At 65.6% G+C, this 17,151-nt stretch carries 17 protein-coding genes and 1 pseudogene; 13 read left to right on the forward strand and 5 right to left on the reverse strand.

The features are described 5' to 3' along the window. Window positions 1-111: 111 nt before the first annotated feature. A complete protein-coding gene (locus FJ967_RS19755) occupies window positions 112-1,464 on the forward strand; it encodes a caspase family protein (RefSeq protein ID WP_140733505.1) in 1,353 nt (450 codons plus the stop codon). Between the two features lie 58 nt (window positions 1,465-1,522). Here the strand turns inward: FJ967_RS19755 and FJ967_RS19760 are convergent, their stop codons facing one another. Beyond that, entirely contained in the window at window positions 1,523-2,164 is a 642-nt protein-coding gene (locus FJ967_RS19760; protein WP_140733506.1) for a class I SAM-dependent methyltransferase, read from the reverse strand. Window positions 2,165-2,199: 35 nt separating this feature from the next. Next, window positions 2,200-2,370, reverse strand: coding sequence for a hypothetical protein (locus FJ967_RS33445; RefSeq protein ID WP_181176011.1), 171 nt, complete (start codon window positions 2,368-2,370; stop codon window positions 2,200-2,202). 103 nt (window positions 2,371-2,473) lie between these two features. On the opposite strand from FJ967_RS33445, the gene FJ967_RS19765 reads away from it, so the two are divergent. Further along, window positions 2,474-3,385 carry a LysR substrate-binding domain-containing protein gene (locus FJ967_RS19765; protein ID WP_140733507.1) on the forward strand — a complete coding sequence of 304 codons (912 nt, stop codon included), beginning with the start codon at window positions 2,474-2,476 and terminating at the stop codon, window positions 3,383-3,385. Between the two features lie 327 nt (window positions 3,386-3,712). Beyond that, window positions 3,713-4,087: a cupin domain-containing protein gene (locus FJ967_RS19770; protein WP_140733508.1), complete on the forward strand. Its 375-nt coding sequence runs from the start codon at window positions 3,713-3,715 to the stop codon at window positions 4,085-4,087. An 11-nt stretch (window positions 4,088-4,098) separates the two neighbouring features. Here the strand turns inward: FJ967_RS19770 and gshB are convergent, their stop codons facing one another. Further along, window positions 4,099-5,043, reverse strand: coding sequence for a glutathione synthase (gene gshB / locus FJ967_RS19775; RefSeq protein WP_140733509.1), 945 nt, complete (start codon window positions 5,041-5,043; stop codon window positions 4,099-4,101). A gap of 270 nt (window positions 5,044-5,313) precedes the next feature. Between gshB and FJ967_RS19780 the strand changes: the two genes are divergently transcribed. The 3 genes from FJ967_RS19780 to FJ967_RS19790 all read left to right on the forward strand — a co-directional run bounded on the left by FJ967_RS19780 (window position 5,314) and on the right by FJ967_RS19790 (window position 8,876). Continuing rightward, on the forward strand, window positions 5,314-6,549 hold the full coding sequence (locus FJ967_RS19780) for a glycosyltransferase family 2 protein (RefSeq protein ID WP_140733510.1): 1,236 nt from the start codon (window positions 5,314-5,316) through the stop codon (window positions 6,547-6,549). After that, on the forward strand, window positions 6,546-6,968 hold the full coding sequence (locus tag FJ967_RS19785) for a GtrA family protein (RefSeq protein ID WP_140733511.1): 423 nt from the start codon (window positions 6,546-6,548) through the stop codon (window positions 6,966-6,968). Before FJ967_RS19780 ends, FJ967_RS19785 begins: the two co-directional genes overlap by 4 nt. A gap of 90 nt (window positions 6,969-7,058) precedes the next feature. Beyond that, window positions 7,059-8,876, forward strand: a complete 1,818-nt coding sequence (locus FJ967_RS19790) for a GtrA family protein (protein ID WP_140733512.1) — start codon at window positions 7,059-7,061, stop codon at window positions 8,874-8,876. Window positions 8,877-8,888: 12 nt separating this feature from the next. On the opposite strand, the gene FJ967_RS19795 is transcribed toward FJ967_RS19790, so the two are convergent. Together FJ967_RS19795 and FJ967_RS19800 are read right to left on the reverse strand one after the other, a co-directional pair. Beyond that, on the reverse strand, window positions 8,889-9,236 hold the full coding sequence (locus tag FJ967_RS19795; protein ID WP_140733513.1) for an Atu4866 domain-containing protein: 348 nt from the start codon (window positions 9,234-9,236) through the stop codon (window positions 8,889-8,891). 11 nt (window positions 9,237-9,247) lie between these two features. After that, the gene (locus tag FJ967_RS19800; protein ID WP_140733514.1) at window positions 9,248-9,973 is read right to left on the reverse strand and encodes an SDR family oxidoreductase; all 726 of its coding nucleotides are present in this window, start codon (window positions 9,971-9,973) and stop codon (window positions 9,248-9,250) included. Between the two features lie 116 nt (window positions 9,974-10,089). On the opposite strand from FJ967_RS19800, the gene FJ967_RS19805 reads away from it, so the two are divergent. From FJ967_RS19805 to FJ967_RS19835, 7 genes and pseudogenes are all read left to right on the forward strand, one after another. Beyond that, on the forward strand, window positions 10,090-10,980 hold the full coding sequence (locus tag FJ967_RS19805; protein ID WP_140733515.1) for a LysR family transcriptional regulator: 891 nt from the start codon (window positions 10,090-10,092) through the stop codon (window positions 10,978-10,980). A 192-nt stretch (window positions 10,981-11,172) separates the two neighbouring features. Next, entirely contained in the window at window positions 11,173-12,522 is a 1,350-nt protein-coding gene (locus FJ967_RS19810) for an EAL domain-containing protein (RefSeq protein ID WP_140733516.1), read from the forward strand. Window positions 12,523-12,687: 165 nt separating this feature from the next. After that, a complete protein-coding gene (locus FJ967_RS19815; protein WP_140733517.1) occupies window positions 12,688-13,455 on the forward strand; it encodes an SDR family oxidoreductase in 768 nt (255 codons plus the stop codon). After that, complete coding sequence (locus tag FJ967_RS19820) at window positions 13,452-14,408, forward strand: 2-dehydro-3-deoxygalactonokinase (RefSeq protein ID WP_140733518.1); 957 nt, start codon at window positions 13,452-13,454, stop codon at window positions 14,406-14,408. Before FJ967_RS19815 ends, FJ967_RS19820 begins: the two co-directional genes overlap by 4 nt. Beyond that, window positions 14,408-15,046 carry a 2-dehydro-3-deoxy-6-phosphogalactonate aldolase gene (locus tag FJ967_RS19825; protein ID WP_140733519.1) on the forward strand — a complete coding sequence of 213 codons (639 nt, stop codon included), beginning with the start codon at window positions 14,408-14,410 and terminating at the stop codon, window positions 15,044-15,046. The genes FJ967_RS19820 and FJ967_RS19825 overlap by 1 nt, the downstream gene beginning before the upstream one ends. After that, window positions 15,046-15,926, forward strand: a pseudogene (locus FJ967_RS19830) (SMP-30/gluconolactonase/LRE family protein). The gene FJ967_RS19825 and the pseudogene FJ967_RS19830 overlap by 1 nt, the downstream one beginning before the upstream one ends. A 138-nt stretch (window positions 15,927-16,064) precedes the next feature. Next, window positions 16,065-17,138, forward strand: a complete 1,074-nt coding sequence (locus FJ967_RS19835) for a D-alanine:D-lactate ligase-like protein (RefSeq protein WP_140733520.1) — start codon at window positions 16,065-16,067, stop codon at window positions 17,136-17,138. Window positions 17,139-17,151 lie beyond the last annotated feature (13 nt).

A 17,151-nucleotide genomic window follows, 5' to 3' on the forward strand; every position in this document is an offset into this window, starting at 1 on the left:
TAGATTTCTAGCCGAAGCAAGAACATTACAAGAACAAGCTGACTTATAGCTGCAAATACCTTGTCGTCGTGCCCTCGATCTGCGACTTTGAGTGCTTGGGGGTAAGGCGCGATGTATCGGGTGTTGTGGGGTCTGGTGCTTGCTCTGCTCGTCGCGGGCGGCCCTGCCTATGCACAAAAGCGTGTGGCGTTGGTGTTGGGCAACTCGAAATACACCGCCATCGCCGAGCTTTCCAATCCGGTCAACGACGCTACGGCCATCGGCGCCCTGCTGCGGGATCAACTGCATTTTCAGGTCGTGAAGGCCGTTGATGCAGATCTTGGCCAGATGATGCAGGCTCTCGGGGATTTCGGCAACAAGGCCAAGGACGCCGATATTGCGCTGGTCTTTTACGCCGGGCACGGGATTCAGCTGAACGGGCAGAACTACCTCTTGCCTGTAACGGCCGATATAAGGACCGAGATGGACCTGCGCACCCAGGCCGTGCGCTTGAACGACATCGCCGAGATACTGGACGCCTCGGGCGCCAAGGCGAAGCTGCTCTTCATCGATGCCTGCCGCAACAATCCGCTGCCGGCGATCTCGCGCGGCGCCGAAGCGCTTGGTCTGGCGCAACAGGAGGTCGCCGTCATCGGAACTTTGTTCGCCTTTGCCACCGCTCCGGGACATGTCGCCTATGACGGCGTTGGCGTGAATTCGCCGTTCACGGCGGGCCTGTTGCTGAACCTTGCCAGTCCCGGCGTCGAGATCCGGCAAGTGTTGGCCTCGGTGCGCGACGAAGTCTACAAAAGGACCGACAAGAAACAGGTTCCCTGGGTCAACGAGGCGTTGCTCGGCCAGGTGTTTCTGGCCGATCAGGTCGTGATGTCGGCTGGGCTGGCCGACGCCCCGACCTGGAATCAGGCGGACATCGCCGCCTGTGCGCAGATCGGTTCGACATCGGCGCCGCTTTTGCTGGAATCCTACCTTGCGCATTTTCCGAACGGCTTCTGCGCGGACGCGGTTCGCGAAAAGCTAGGCGGCAAGCCGGAAGCCGTCGTGGCGGACAGCCGTGCGCTGGCAATCGAGACCCCCGAGCAGGCCGCAGCGGCAACAGCGCCCGGCCAAACCTTCGAAGTGTCGAACTATTGGAACCACAACGGCTCCGTCATCGCCCTGTCCGCGAGCGGCGAAAACCGCGTCTTCTACTATGAGCGGCCGAAGCCGCTGCTGGCCCGGGCCGGCGCCCGCAAGGGAACGCTGTTGTTCAAAGGCCGACGGACCGGCGACAGCTACACCGGCCGCGCCTACCACTTTTCCAGATTTTGCGGCCCTATTTCCTATCCGGTGACCGGAGAGGTTTCTGCCGACCAGATGCAGGTGGTGCTGACCGGCAGGGCGCCGGTCAGGTCGCCGGATTGCAAACAGACCGGCTGGGAGGACGAGAAACTGGTTTTCTCATTCCGGTCCAAGAAACGAAGCTGAGCGCTTTCGCATCCGCGGCCCCGCCTTCACGGCCGCCCTGCAGTTTGGCGGCACGCGCTCAGGGAGCGCTGCTGGCTGCGGGCAGTGTTCGTGGCTGCGGCTTCACCGCCAGGAAGGTGTTCCATCCCCGCTCCTTCCTGCCGATGCGGAAGCTGTGACTGACAACCTCCATGCCGGCAGCCTCCATCCGCGCCGCGAAGGCGTCGCTGCGCCAGTCGACGGTATGGTATCTGCCGCCGGTTTCTCCGTCGCCCTCACGCATCGAGACAACAAAGGCGCCGCCGGGCCGCAAGGAATGCGCGATCTTGCCCAGCACCTCGTCGATCTGGCCGCGCGGCACATGGATCAGGACGGCGAGCGCCACCACCGCATCATAGGGACCGCCCAGTTCGCCGGTGATCACGTCGAGGAGGTCGCCGGCCTTGCCGCGCGCGGCCTGCAGTTCGAGAAAGCGCCGCGTGGCGTCCGTGCGGCGGACCTTGACGCCGAGGCCTTCCAGGAAGTCGGCGTCGCGGCCCGGGCCGGATCCGATCTCAAGAACGTGGCCGCCCGGACCGGCGATCGCCGCGGCCCGCTCGAGCGCGGCCTGGTCGTTTGGATGGGGGATATGCCCGACGATCTCGTCATAACGGACGGCGTAGTCCTCGTAGGATTCGATCGTCTGGCGGCTCTGCGCCAGGGTTTTCGCCGGTACGGTCATCGTTTCTCTCCCCTTTTCTGTCGGCCGGATCGTGTCTAGCGGATGCTGCCATAGGGCGCGTGGCCGTCGAGCAGGCCGATATCGCGCTTGAAATGATCGGACAGCGCGCGCTGGTCGAGCAGGCCGCGCGACCTCTGTCTGAACGGTGCGGCGAACAGGCCGAGGATCGGGTGACGGACCGTGATGCGCTGCGGGAAGGTGTTCATTGCCATGTCCTTTCGGTGTTTGTGTATGGCTGGAATGTGCACCTCTGCGGCCTTGGTTTCCAATCGAACGTCGCGTATCATGCATCAGGAGGATTGATGCGTCATGAGCTGGGATCTGCCGCCGCTGGGCGCCATCAGGGTGTTTGAAGCCGCATCGCGGCTGGGAAGCTTCACCAAGGCGGCCGAAGAGCTCGGCATGACCCAGTCGGCCGCCAGCTATCAGATCAAGGTCCTGGAAGAACGCGCGGGAACGCCGCTTTTCATAAGGAAAACAAGGCAGATCGCCTTGACCGAGGCCGGCGAGCTGCTGGCCCCGCACGCGTCCGGCGCCTTTTCGGCGCTGGCCGATGCCTGGCTGGCGACCAAGGGCGGCGCCACCGGCGTTCTCTCCGTCACCACCGTCCAGACCTTCGCCTCGACCTGGCTTGCCGTGCGTCTGGGAGCATTCCAGCTGATGCATCCAGATCTTGCCGTGAAAGTCGATACATCGTCGCGGCTGGCCGATTTCGCCCGCGACGGCATGGATATCGGCATTCGCACCGGCACCGGGAAATGGCCCGGCCTCGGCGCCCATTATCTCTTCAAGGCCGACTACACGCCGATGCTCAGTCCGAGGCTGGTGCAAAGGGTGGGAGGCATCCGCCATCCCGAGGATCTCTACAAGCTGCCGTTATGCTGTTCGACCGATCCCTGGTGGAAGATCTGGTTCGAGGCTGCCGGCGCCCGCTTCGAACCCGACCGCATCATAGCCGGTCCGGAGCTGGGCACGCAGGCCTATGACGCGATGGCGGCACTGACGGACCAGGGTGTCGCGATTCTCACGCGCAACCTCTACAGCTCATTGCTGACGACGGGACAACTGGTCCAGCCGTTCGAGGCCCTGGGATCCGACGGCGACGGCTATTGGCTCGTGCATGCCGAGAGCCGCCGCAACACGCCGAAGATCAGGTTGTTCAGGGACTGGGTGCTGGCCGAGACGGCCGATATCAGGGATCGCGAAGTGCCCCGGCCCTGAAAGGCATTCCGGGCACGGCACGCCCAGCCACATTGGCCGCGATGGCCAGGCCGCCGATCAAATCAGGAACATCACCGGAACTTGTAACCGCCCTGGTTGCATCGCGGTTTGCAGGCGGTTGCAAAAGCGGAACATGGTTAAGACAAAAGTAAAGACCGCGGTCCCCACGTATTCGAGCTGCCGCTCGGCGCCGGGCGCGGGAGAGCCAGCAATCAATATTTTAGCAATTGCTTATATTGTACCCGGTCGCCGAATGCGGTATGAATCCGGGTCGCGGTTCCGACAATCGCAACGTCAGGCTCCGCGTCGAGTACAGGGGAGGATGACATGGCCGGTGTGGAAGTCACCAAACTAGCGTCCAAGTCTCACAACAGCCCTGATGAAGTTCGCACGCCGAACAAGACACGCGTCGAAGTGGTTCGCCTTCCCGGCTATACGCTGGGCCGGCTCAACATGGAGCCGGGCTGGAAATGGTCCGAATGCGTGAAACCGGTCGTCAAGACCGACAGTTGCCAGGTTTCGCATGTCGGCTACGTCGTATCGGGAAGTATCACCGTCAAGATGAACGACGGAACCCAGAAGACCTTCGAGCAGGGCACGTCCTATACGATTCCGCCAGGCCACGATGCCTGGGTGGAAGGCAACCAACGCTTCACCTGCATCGAAGTCATGAGCGCCGAACAATACGCCACGCCATCATAGGGGTTCAGGCGCTATGTCCTGCGCTTGCCCTCGACCGCGTCCCAGAACAGGCTGGCGATGTCGGCGCCGCCGAAGCGCTTGACCTCGCGCACCCCGGTCGGCGAGGTGACGTTGATCTCGGTCATGTAGTCGCCGATGACGTCGATGCCGACCAGGATGAAGCCGCGCTCTTTCAGCGACGGTCCGATGCGCGCACAGATCTCGCGCTCGCGTGTCGTCAGCTCGGTCTTCTCGGCGCGGCCGCCGACGTGCATGTTGGAGCGCGAATCATGGTCGGCCGGCACCCGGTTGATGGCGCCTACCGCCTCGCCGTCGATCAGGATGATGCGCTTGTCGCCCTTGCGCACGTCCTTGAGATAGCGCTGCACGATATAGGGCTCGCGCGACAGCTGGGCGAACATCTCGAGCAGCGAGGCGAGGTTGCGATCGTCTTCCTTGAGATGGAAAATGCCGGCGCCGCCATTGCCGTAGAGCGGTTTGACGATGATGTCGCCGAACTCCTTGCGGAAGGCGGCGACCTCGGCCGGATCCTTGGTGATCAGCGTTTCCGGCATCAGGTCCGGGAATTCGGTGACGAAGATCTTTTCCGGGCTGTTGCGCACCCAGGCCGGGTCGTTGACCACCAGCGTCTTCGGATGGATGCGCTCCAATATGTGCGTGGTGGTGATGTAGTTCATGTCGAAGGGCGGATCCTGGCGCAGCAGGATCACGTCCATCTCCGACAGGTCGGTGCGCACCTTGTCACCCAGCGTGTAATGGTTGCCCTTTTCGTCGCGGACCTGCATCTCCTCGATGCGGGCAAACACCTTGCCGTCGCGCAGCGACAGCCGGTCGGGCGTGTAGTGAAACAGTTGGTGGCCGCGCCGCTGCGCTTCCAGCGACAGCGCGAACGAGGTGTCGCCGGCGATCGACACGGTGGAGACATGGTCCATCTGGACGGCGATTTTGAGCTTCATGGCGGGTCCCCGGCGCGATCTGGAGCGGCGTGCGTCCCTGGATGCACGAACGACGCGCCAACACTTTTGAATTGAGAGCGATATAAGGGTCGCCGCGGCTTCTGCCAATCGCGACGTTTTGAACATTGCGATCAGCGAGGCGCGCGCAACGGCCGTTTGCAGACAAGACAAGAACGCATGTCATCGGTTTCTTAAGCCTTCCCGGACAATATCGGCCCCGAAAGCCCCTGCGGCCGGTGCCGAAAAGGGGTCTCGTTGGGAACCACGATCATGAACGCGCTCACTGCCGTCCGCGCAGCCTCGACCCGGCAGCTCGAACTGACCATCCTGATGCCGTGCCTCAACGAGGCCGAGACGCTCGCCGTCTGCATCGGCAAGGCCAGGGCGTTTCTCGACAAGTCCGGCATATCCGGTGAAGTGCTCATCGCCGACAATGGCAGCACCGACGGCTCGCAGGAGATCGCCGCGCAAGGCGGCGCCCGCGTCGTCCCGGTCCCCCAGAAGGGCTATGGCGCAGCGCTTCTGGGCGGCATCGCCGCCGCCAGGGGCCGCTTCATCATCATGGGCGACGCCGACGACAGCTATGATTTCGCCGCGCTCGATGCCTTCGTGACGCGCCTGCGCGGCGGCGCCGACCTGGTCATGGGCAACCGCTTCCAGGGCGGCATCGAAGCGGGCGCCATGCCGCCTCTGCATCGCTATCTCGGCAATCCGGTGCTGAGTTTCGTCGGCCGCCTGTTCTTCCGCATCAAGACCGGGGATTTCCACTGCGGCCTGCGCGGCTTTAACGCCGACAGCATCCGCAAGCTCGACCTGCAGACCACCGGCATGGAGTTCGCAAGCGAGATGGTGGTGCGCAGCGCGCTTGCCGGCCTGCGCATCGAGGAGGTGCCGACCACGCTCAAGCCCGACGGCCGCAGCCGGCCGCCGCATCTCAGGACCTGGCGCGACGGCTGGCGGCATCTCAAATTCCTGCTGGTCTACAATCCGCGCTGGATGTTCTTCATCCCGGGCACGGTGCTTGCCGGCCTCGGCACGCTGTTCGCCGCGCTGCTGGTGTTTGGTCCCCTGCGGGTGATCAACAACCTGTCGCTCGACCTCAACACCTTCGTCGCCGCCTGCTTCATGATCGTCACCGGCATCCAGCTCATCACCTTCGGCGCCATTTCGCGATACTATGCCGAGATCACCGGCATCCTGCCGCGCAGCCGAGGGTCGGACTGGCTGACCAGGACCATCAGCACCGACCGTCTCGCGGCCAATGCCGGCATCTGCTTTGCCGCCGGTTTCCTGTTCTGCCTCTATGCCGTGATGCGCTGGGCCCATCTCGATTTCGGCCCGCTGGACGATTCTGAAATCCCGCGCATCGTCGTGCTCGGCCTGAGCCTGATCGTCATTTCGTTCCAGGCCTTCTTTTCAGCCTTCCTGCTCGGTGTCCTGGAAATCCCGGTCAAGCGGCTGAAGGCCGGCCTCTCCCAGGAAGCGCCGGCTCGCGAAGGGCAATGAGCGACGTGCTGCCGGCGCTTGTCCGGGCGCGCCCGTTCCGCTTCGTGGTGGTGGGCGTCGGGGCCGCCGGACTGTTCTTCGTGCTTTCCTGGCTGCTTGTATCGCTGGGCCTGCCGCCCTTTGCCGGCAGTGCGATCGCCTATGCGACAGCTTTCGTCATCGCCTATCGCGCGCAGCGTGGCTGGACCTTCGGCGAGGAACACGATCACAGGACCGCGTTCCCGCGCTATCTTGCGCTGCAGGCCGGATGCGCCGCCTTTTCCGGGCTCGTCTCGCAAGTCGCGGTAACCCATTTCGGCCTGTCGCCCGTCGCCATGTCGGCTCTGGCGACGGTCGCGACGAGCACAATAAGCTATGTGGTCTCCAGGCTTTGGGTGTTTCCGGCGCGCGGCCACGGCAATCCAGGCAAAACCGTATAACGGTCTCCGGTTCGGGACGCGCCGGCTTTACGCTTTGTGAAGCGAGTGGCGCTAGCCTGTGGCCTCCGACCACCGGCCGAAAGTCGCTTCATGACCGCTGCCCATGCCGCGACGCCTTCCAGGGATACCGCCCGCGCTTCGTGGCGGACGGATATGCTGGCGGCGCTGCTCGCGGCCCTGGTGCCGCTCTTCATCCATGCGGTAGGCGGATTTCCGCAACTGGCCAATCCGGCGGGCGACAATGACAGCCTGCTGCAGCTGGTCGAGGTCCGCGATCTTCTGGCCGGGCAGGGCTGGTTCGACCTGCACCAGTACAGGATGGGACTGGAAGGCGGCTTCGTCATGCATTGGTCGCGGCTGCTCGACGCGCCGCTGGCCCTCTGCATCCTCGCCGTTTCGGCCCTGACGGGCAACGTCGCCCTGGCTGAACAGGTCGTCCAGGTGGCCTGGCCCGCCTTGCTGTTCTGGCTGGCGCTTTTCGCCATCATCCGCGCCGCACGCGCTTTCGCCGGCGGGCAGGCGGTGTTGCCTGCCGCCGTCGTGGGTGGGGCTGCGCTCTACTATCTCGGCATTTTCGCCCCCGGTTCGCTCGATCATCACAACGTGCAGCTGACGCTGACCCTGGCCAGCCTTGCCTTGTTGCTCGAGGCTCCCGCGCTCCGGCCGGCCGCCTTGCTCGCGGGCATGAGTGCCGCGCTGAGCCTGGCCATCGGCATGGAAAGCGCTCCCTACACCGGAACGCTTGGCGCCGTCGTCGCCCTGCTGTTCCTGCGCAATGGTTCTGGGGAGCGACCGGTCGCCAGGGATTTCGGCCTCGGCGTTGCCGGTGCCTCGGCGCTCGCCTTCGTCGCCACCGTGCCGGCATCGGCCTGGACCCAGCCTCAGTGCGACGCTTTTTCGATCGCGCAGTTCGCGCTGGCCGGGCTTGCCGGCGCCGGCCTGGCGGGGGTCGCGTCATGGAAGGCCGCCAATGCCACCGTCGCACGCCGCCTGACCGCGCTCGGGCTGCTGGGACTTGCCCTCGTGGCCATAGTGACATTCCTGTTCCCGCAATGCCTGGCCTCGCCCTATGCCAGTCTCGACCCGCGCCTGAAGGAGATGTGGCTCAGCCATATCGATGAGGCGCGGTCGCTCTTCCAGCTCGTCACCGATGATCCTGTCAGAGCGGTTTCACGGTTTGCCACGCCGCTGGTGGCCATCCTTCTGATGGCGCTCCGCATCGGTCGCGGCTGGCGGCGGCAGGACAGCCTTGTCGGCGGCCTGCTGGTGGCGGCGTTCCTGGTCAGCGCCTGGGAAGTGCGTGGGTCGACCTTCTCCATCGCCTTCGCGGTCATCCCGCTCGCGTCCTGGATCGCCAGCTCGCGACAGCGGACGGAGACCAGCCCGTCCGGCGGCGCCGCGCTCAGGATGGCGGCGGCCTGGCTGATCTCGGTGAACTCGATCTGGGCCGGCGCCGCCGGGGCGGCTTCAAGCGCCTTGCAAACCGACGCGGTCTTAACCGGCGCCAAAGCCGATGATGCGGCTTGCCTCGACAAGGCCTCCTTCGCCGCGCTCGGCAGGCTGCCGGCCACGACCGTGCTGTCGCTGTCCAATCTTGGCTCTCCGATCCTGGCCTTTACCGGTCATCGGGCGCTCGCCGGGCTCTATCATCGCAATATCGCCGGAAATCTGGTCGCGCTCGATGCCTTGCTGGGATCGGAAGCGGATGCCAGAGCCGTTGTCGAAGCCCATCATGTCGGCCTCGTCGCGCTCTGCCGCGGCAACGCCGAAAGCCGCCTGTTGGCGGCCCGGGCGCCGGACGGCTTCCTGGCCAGGCTGATGGCCGGCAGCGTGCCGCCCTGGCTGGAGCCGGTGACAGAAGCCGGCGGCGGCCCGCTCGAGCTTTACCGCGTCAGATCCGGCGGTTGAGCGGGCAAGCCCTCACTTCCTGCGATACAGGATCATGCCGCCGTGATGCAGCACGCCGTCGACGAAGGTCCCGTCGGCGGTGAAACCGGTATCGTCCCAATAGTCGATGTGGTTCCCGCGCACTTCGTAGCGTCCTTGATACGCGCTTTCGCGGCTTCCGCGCGCCTCGTCATAGCGGCCGTTGGGCAGCAATTCGTGACGGACACGGCCATCGGCCGTCACCCACATGCCGGCATAAGGATGATTTTGCGCGGCGTCGGACTTCGAGGAGGTGTTCATCGGGACAGGACCTTTCCGCACGGGCGCAAGGGCCGTGCCGTTGACAAGTATGAGGGATGCAAGAAACGAAGCGAAAACCATCCGCCCGCCGCCTACCTGCCGGCTGTCGGGCGGATGACGATCTCGTTCACGTCGACATCGTCCGGCTGTTCGATGGCAAAGCGCACGGCACGGCCGATCGCGTTCGGCTGCAGAGCGATCGCGCGATATGTCCTCATGGCCTCGGCCGCCACCGGATCGGTGATGCTGTGCGCCAGTTCGCTCTCGACCACGCCCGGATGGATGCAGGTCACTCGGATCGCATCGTTCTCCTGCCGCAATCCCTCGGAAATCGCCCGCACGGCGTATTTGGTCGCGCAATAGACGGCTGCCGTCGGCGACACCGCCAGCGCGCCGATCGAGGCGATGTTGATGATGTGGCCGGCGCCGCGCGCCGTCATGTCCGGCAGCACCGCCGCGATCCCGTGCAGCACGCCCTTGATGTTGACGTCGACCATGCGGTCCCATTCGTCGACCTTGAGGGACGCCATCAGCGACAGCGGCATGACGCCGGCATTGTTGACGATCACGTCTACCTGCCCGAAGGCCTGGCGCGCGGCTTCGGCAAAGGCGGCGACATCGCCGCGGTCGGTGACGTCGAGGCGCCGGTGCAGGACCGTGCCGCCATCGGCGGTTATGTCCGCGGCGAGCGCCTCCAGCCGGTCCGTGCGTCGCGCGCCGAGCATGAGCCTCGCCCCGGCGGCGGCGAGTTCACGTGCGATCGCCGCGCCGATACCGCTCGAAGCGCCGGTAATGAGGACTGTCTTGTCGAGGGGCATTTCTATCTCCTTGTCTGGATCGACCGCCGGATAGGGCGGTTGCCAGCAAAGTAGATCCGCCGCATTGTCGCGATAAGTCAGCTAAAGCTCGACATCATGGAAAGAAGAACTAACCAATGCAGCCGGACCTCAACGCCTTCGCCGTCTTCGTGCTGGTTGCCGAGCAGAGGAGTTTCCGCGCCGCAGCCGACCGCATCGGCGTCACGCGCTCGGCCGTCAGCCAGACGATCCGCCGGCTGGAGGAGACGGTCGGCATAGCGCTGGTGCGGCGCACGACGCGCAGCGTCAGCCTCACCGAGGCCGGCGAACGGCTCCATGCCGAAGTCGCGCCCGCGATCGCCGACATGCGCGCGGCGATCGAGACCACTGCCAGCCTGCGCGGCCTGCCCAGCGGGCAGTTGCGGCTCGCCGTATCGTCGATCGCCGAAGGCTTCCTGTCAGGGCCATTCCTGGCCTCCTTTGCCGAGGCCAATCCCCGGGTCCAGATCGATATCACGGTGACGGACGAGGAATTCGATATCGTCGCGCAGGGGTATGATGCCGGGGTCAGGCTGGGCGAAGTCATCGAACAGGACATGATCGCGGTTTCCGTTGCCGGCGACGAGCGGCAGCTCGCCGTCTGCGCCCCGGCCTATCGCGATCGCTTCGGCGCGCCGTCGCATCCGCGCGAGCTCGCCGCCCGCCGCTGCATCAGCTGGCGACCTGCACCGGGAATTGTGCCCTATCGCTGGGAGTTCGCGGCTGACGGCAAGGAGTTCAGCGTCGCCGTCGCGCCGGAGATCACGACGAACGACATGGCGCTGATGATAAAGCTCGCCGTCGCCGGCGCCGGCATCACCTTCGGCATGGAGCGCAGCTTTCGCCCCTGGCTCGAGCGCGGGGAACTGGTTCCCCTCCTCGAAGCATACTGCCCAAGCTTTGCCGGCTTCTATCTTTATTACCCAAGCCGCCGCAACCTGGCGCCCAAACTGCGTGCCCTTGTCGACCACGTCAGGCGCTTCGGATGATGCCGGGGAAAGCCGCGCCCAGTTGCCTGGCGCCGTCGGCCTCGGGTTCCGTCCGGTGTGGCGGCATGGCCCGTCAGCCGCCGGCGTCCAGGCAGCCGGGCGGCTTGAGAAATCGGTTTTCGAGATACGTTTCCTAAAGGGTTTCCTGCCAGTCTCGAAAATAAATTCCGACGTCACAAAACAGGGACACCGATGCAAACTCCGTTTGGCACCGGTCAGGCAAACAGGGAGAGCACGGATCTGGCCTTCACCGATCCGTTGACCGGGCTTGGCAACCATCGCCGCTTCTTCGACAAGGTCGATCGCCTGATCAGCGACCGCGCCGACGATCCCGCGCCCTTCACCGTCGGCATTCTCGACCTTGACGGCTTCAAGCCGATCAACGATCTGTTCGGCCACAAGGCCGGCGACGACATCCTGATCCAGGTCGCCATGCGGCTGCGCGCCTCGATGGACGGCCATTCGACGGTCTGCCGCATCGGCGCCGACGAATTCGCCTTCCTCTATCCGCTGGTGTTCTCGGAGGATGCGGCGGCCGAAAAATCCCGCATGCTGATCGAGATCCTGTCGGCGCCCTACGATGTCGGCGAGCGCACCGCCAGGCTGTCGGCCTCGGTCGGCTGCTCGCTGTTCTATTCGGGCGACGAGACCACCGAAATCCTCATCAACAAGGCCGAAACGGCGCTTTACCACGCCAAGCGTTCCGGCCGTGGCCGCGTCGTCGTCTACACCCGCGAGATGGAAGAGGCCGCCAAGCGCGTCACCCGCATCGAACAGGCGCTGCGCCGCGCCGTTTCCGCCGGCGAGGTCGAGCCGCATTTCCAGCCGATCGTCGACCTCACCACGCGCCGCACCATCGGCTTCGAGACGCTGGCGCGCTGGACCGACCGCGACCTCGGCGCGGTGCCGCCGACCGTCTTCATCCCGATCGCCGAGGAGCGTGGCATCATTGGACCGCTGTCGCAGCTCGTGCTGCGCAAGGCGACCGAAGCCGCCCGCAGCTGGCCGAAGGACCTGTTCCTGTCCTTCAACCTGTCGCCCTCGCAGCTCGTCGACCAGAACACCGGCCTGCACATACTGGCGATCCTCGACCGCACCGGCTTCGATCCGCGCCGGCTGGAGATCGAGATCACCGAAACCGGCCTGATGAACGATCCGGCCTCGGCCGCGCAGATCGTCGAGGATCTGCGCCGCGTCGGCATCCGCGTCTCGCTCGACGATTTCGGCACCGGCCAGTCCTCGCTCGGCCGCCTGCGCGAATTCCATTTCGACAAGCTCAAGATCGACCGCGCCTTCGTCTCCTCCATTCTCGAGGACCGGCCGTCCGAACACATCATCCGCGCCATCCTCGCAATGTGCGAAGGGCTCGGCATGGATGTGGTCGCCGAGGGCATCGAGGAGGAAGCGCAGGCCGACCGGCTCGTCCAGTTCGGCTGCGCCGGCGGGCAGGGCTACCTGTTCGGCAAGCCGGCCGATGCCGACGCCACGCTCGGCTACCTCCGCGATTCCTTCCGTGGTGCCTTGCGCGCCAAGGCGATCTGAGCGGCGATTTTCGTCGCTGCCGGCAACTCCGCCCGTGCGGCCGCGCGAATCCAGCGCGGCGCATCGTCGTTTTGTCTGACATAAGCCGTGAATCCGACGTTTCGCCCTTGCCCGCGCGACGTCTCTGGCTAGGATGCGCGCCGATTGAGCGCGGAGACGAAAGACATGATGCCATCGGCGGATTTTGCCGACCTGAAGGGAGCCTCGGTGCTGATCACCGGTGGTGGCTCCGGTATCGGTGCAGCCCTGACCGAGGGTTTTGTGCGCCAGGGCGCCAATGTCGCCTTCATCGACATCGCCGACGGCCCGAGCACGCTGCTGGCCGACCGCATCGAGACGGAATTCGGCCGGCGCCCGCTCTACCTCAAGACCGATCTGCGAGACATCGAGGCGCTGCGGGGGTCGGCGGCCAAGGCGGCCGAGGCGCATGGCGATGTCACGGTGCTGGTCAACAACGCCGCGTGGGACGAACGCCATGAAGTGGCCGATGTCAGCGTCGAGTTCTGGGACAACAACCTTGCCATCAATCTGCGGCCGCACTTCTTCACCGCGCAGGCGGTGGCGCCGGGGATGAAGCGCGCCGGCGGCGGCTCGATCATCAATTTCACCTCGACCTCCTACCTGATCAACCATCCCGACATGCCGGCCTATACCGCCGCCAAGGCCGGCATACTCGGCCTCACCAAGGGCCTGGCGGGCAAGCTTGGCCCGGATCGCATTCGCGTCAACGCCGTCGCGCCCGGCTGGGTCATCACCGAGCGGCAGCAGGAGCGCTGGGTGACCGAAGGCGCGCTTGCCGCCCATGTCGCCAAACAGTGTATCAAGGATGTCATGCGGCCCGACGACATGGTCGGCACCGTGCTGTTCCTGGCCTCGGACGCCTCGCGCATGCTGACCGCGCAGATGCTGATCGTCGATGGAGGCTTCCTGTGAACGCACAGTTTGCCGGCAATGGTCCGGCCGTCGCGGCGCTCGATTGGGGTACGACCCGGCTTCGGGCCTGGCTGATCGACGGCGGCGGCAAGGTGCTTGCCGAGCGGCGCGGCGACGACGGCCTGATCACCGCGCGCGAAAAAGGTTTTTCGAACGTGCTGGAGGGCCACCTGGCCGCGCTGGGTGCGCCGGCGGACCTGCCCGTCATCATTTGCGGCATGGCCGGCTCCCGCCAGGGCTGGCTGGAGGCGCCCTATGTCAGCGTGCCATCGCCGCTCGGCGCCATTCTCGGTGGCGCGGCGCGCGTGCCCGGCCAGAAGCGCGACATCCGCATCGTTCCCGGCCTTGCCCAGCGCCTCGCCGACGCGCCCGACGTGATGCGCGGCGAGGAGACGCAGCTTGCCGGCGCCGGCCTGCCGGCCACGGGCCGCGACCTGGTCTGCATGCCTGGCACCCATTCGAAATGGGTGCTGGTCGAGGACGGCGCTGTCGCCGGCTTCGGCACCTGGCCGACGGGCGAACTGTTTTCCGTGCTGGCCGGGCACTCGATCCTGCGCCATTCGCTGGGCGAACATCCGGCCCCGGTTGCCGCAGGCAATCCGTTCTTCCGCCGCTGGTGCGAAATCGCATTGGGCGATGGCGGCGACGTCACGTCGAGGTTGTTTGCCATCCGCGCCGCCGGCCTGCTCCAGGATCTCCAGGCAGATGATGCCGCCGCCTGCCTGTCCGGCCTGCTGATCGGCGGCGAGATCGCGTCGGCCCGGCGCCGGCATGGCGCCGGCGCGACATCGGTGGTGCTGGTTGCCTCGGGCGCGCTGGCCGTGCTCTACCAGGCGGCACTCGGCTTTGCCGGGCTTGCCTTTCGCACTGTCGATGCCGACGAGGCGGTGCGCGCCGGTCTCATAGAAGCCGCGCGCGAGAATGGCATGATCGCCAGAACCGGAGTTGCCTGATGAGCCAGACCGCCCCTTTCCCGACGCTCAAGCGCGGCCTGGTCGCCATCCTGCGCGGCCTCAAGGCAAGCGAGGCGATCGCCATCGGCCAGGCAGTGTTCGATGCCGGCATCGAGGCGATCGAGGTGCCGCTCAATTCGCCGCAGCCCTTTTCGTCGATCGCCAGGATTGTCCAGGTGCTGCCGAAGTCGGCGCTGGTCGGCGCCGGTACGGTGCTGACCGCTGCCGACGTCGACAATCTACACACGGCCGGCGGACGGCTGCTGGTCAGCCCCAACATCGATGCCGAGGTGATGGGCCGCGCCGCGCATCATGGCATGGTCACCATGCCCGGCGTGTTCACCCCGACCGAGGCTTTCCAGGCGATCCGGCTCGGCGCCTCGGCGTTGAAATTCTTTCCCGCCAGTGTGCTCGGCGCATCGGGCATATCGGCCATCCGGGCGGTGCTGCCGGCGCAGACGCTGGTCGGTGCGGTCGGCGGTGTTTCGGAGAAGGACTTTGCCGGTTACAAGGCGGTCGGGGTGACGGTCTTCGGGCTGGGCTCCAGCCTGTTCAAGCCGGGCATGAGCGTTGACGACGTGGCGGCCCGCGCGCATGCAGCCGTCGCTGCCTGGGACGCGGCATTCGGAGACGCATGATGAACGAAGCCATCGTTTCGGTCTTTTCAGACCATGTCTGCCAGCTCGGCGAAGGGCCGAGCTACGACCCGGCCACCGATGCGCTGTTCTGGTTCGACATCGTCAACGGCCAGCTTCTGGAAAAGCAGCTGTCCGGTGGCGCGACCAGGATCTATGAGCTCGGCCAGATGGCCAGCGCCATCGCCATCATCGACGACAAGCGCCAGCTGATCGCCACCGAGACCGGCCTCCATGTCCGTGACGTCGCCACCGGCAAGCTCACGCTGCACACCGCGATCGAAGCGGACAATCCGGTCACCCGTTCCAACGATTCGCGCGTTCATCCCTGCGGCGCCTTCTGGGTCGGCACCATGGGCAAGGGCGAGGAAAAAGGCGCCGGCTCGATCTACTGGTTTTTCAAGGGCGAGCTGCGCCGCCTGTTTTCCGACATCACCGTCTCCAATTCGATTTGTTTCTCCGCCGATGGTTCCATCGCCTATTACACCGACACCTCGACCGGACTCTTGATGCGGGTCGCTTGCGACCCCGCGACCGGCCTGCCTGCCGGCGAGCCGAAGGTTTTCGTCGATCACCGTTCGGCCAAGGGCTATGTCGACGGGTCCGTGCTCGACCGTGACGGTATCCTGTGGAATGCCGTCTGGGGCGGCAGCGTCATCGAGGCCTATGGGCCGGACGGCAAGCTGGTGCGCACCGTCGCCATGCCGGTGACGCAGCCTTCGTGCCGGCCTTCGTCGGCAAGAATGCCGACCGGCTGGCCGTCACCTCGGCCTGGTCGGGCAAGAACGAGAAGCAGCGCCTGCTCGACCTGCAGGGCGGCATGACCTTCCTCCTCGACATTCCCGTCAACGGCCGCCTGGAGCCGCGTGTCCTGATCGCCTGACCCTGCTCCGGCTGGTCCGCATCCCAGGTTGGGTGTCGGGCTGTCACGCAGGCGTCCGGCGCAAGTCGGTTTCGCGAAAGCGTTGCATTGGCGCCATGCGATTGTGGGCGCATCGCAGCGCCCGGAACAGAACAGCCGATGCCGAACCCCAAGCCCAAACTGATCCTCGTCCATGAACCGGAAAAGGCCTGCTTCGGGCGGCTGGTCGGCGACGGCTTTCCCAGCGAGCGGGCGCTCGAAATCACCTCCTATCTGGCGCAATCGACCGATCTCGCGCCCGAATTCGACGCGCTCGCCGCCGCCTGCGACAGACGCGGCCTCGCCTTTGCTCCAGTGGAGCTGGACAATGCCGCCAGCGCGCTCGCCGAAGCCGATCCTTCCACGACGCTGGTCTGGACGCTGACCGACGGCATCGCCTACTTCCGCGGCGGTGCCGCGCCCGCGCTGGCAAGGCTCGACGGACTGAGGACAATCGGAGCGGACGATTCGCTCTTCGCGCTCTGCCAGGACAAGTTCCGCTCCGGCGCCGTGCTTGGCGCGCTCGGCCTGCCGGTTCCGCAGGCCGGCCTTGCCCGCGACGGCAAATGGCTGGTCGAGCCGCCGGCCTCGGCCGCTGGCTGGTTCGTCAAGCCCAACCGGCTCGGCGCCAAGATCGGCATCTGGCCGGATTCGCGTGTGTCCGAGCTCGATCATGCACTGGAACTCAGCCGGCGGGTTTTCGCCTGTTATCGCGATGACGTCGTCGTCCAGCCCTATGTCGCAGGCCGCAATGCGCGCGCCAGCTTTCTCGGGTTGAAGCCGGACACCGGCGTCGAGGCGCTCGGCATCGCCTTTGTCGATTCAGGCGGCGATTTCCAGACCATGCAGGACAGCCTGGCGCTTTACGGCGAAACCGGCGAGGCGGCCAGGGCAGCGGGTGCCTACATCGAACCGGAGCTGGTGGCGGTGGGTGACAGCCAGCCAGCCGCCGATGCCAGGATCCGCCGCATTGCCGAACGGCTGATCCAGGGCCTCGGCCTGCGCGACGTGTTTTCCATCGATCTCAGGGTCGAGGCCGACGACACGGTCCATCTCATCGAATTCGAGGTCTGCCCCGGCCTGCCCTGCTTCGACTTTCGCGACTATTGCCGCGCGCAGTGGGGGTTGAGCCTTGCCGACGCGATGGCCGAAGCGGCAGCCAACCGGTTGGGCGACGGGCTCCGGCGCGGCTGATCCGCAGCAGCAT

It is taken from the genome of Mesorhizobium sp. B2-3-4 (assembly GCF_006442315.1).
In the GTDB taxonomy this organism is placed as follows: domain Bacteria; phylum Pseudomonadota; class Alphaproteobacteria; order Rhizobiales; family Rhizobiaceae; genus Mesorhizobium.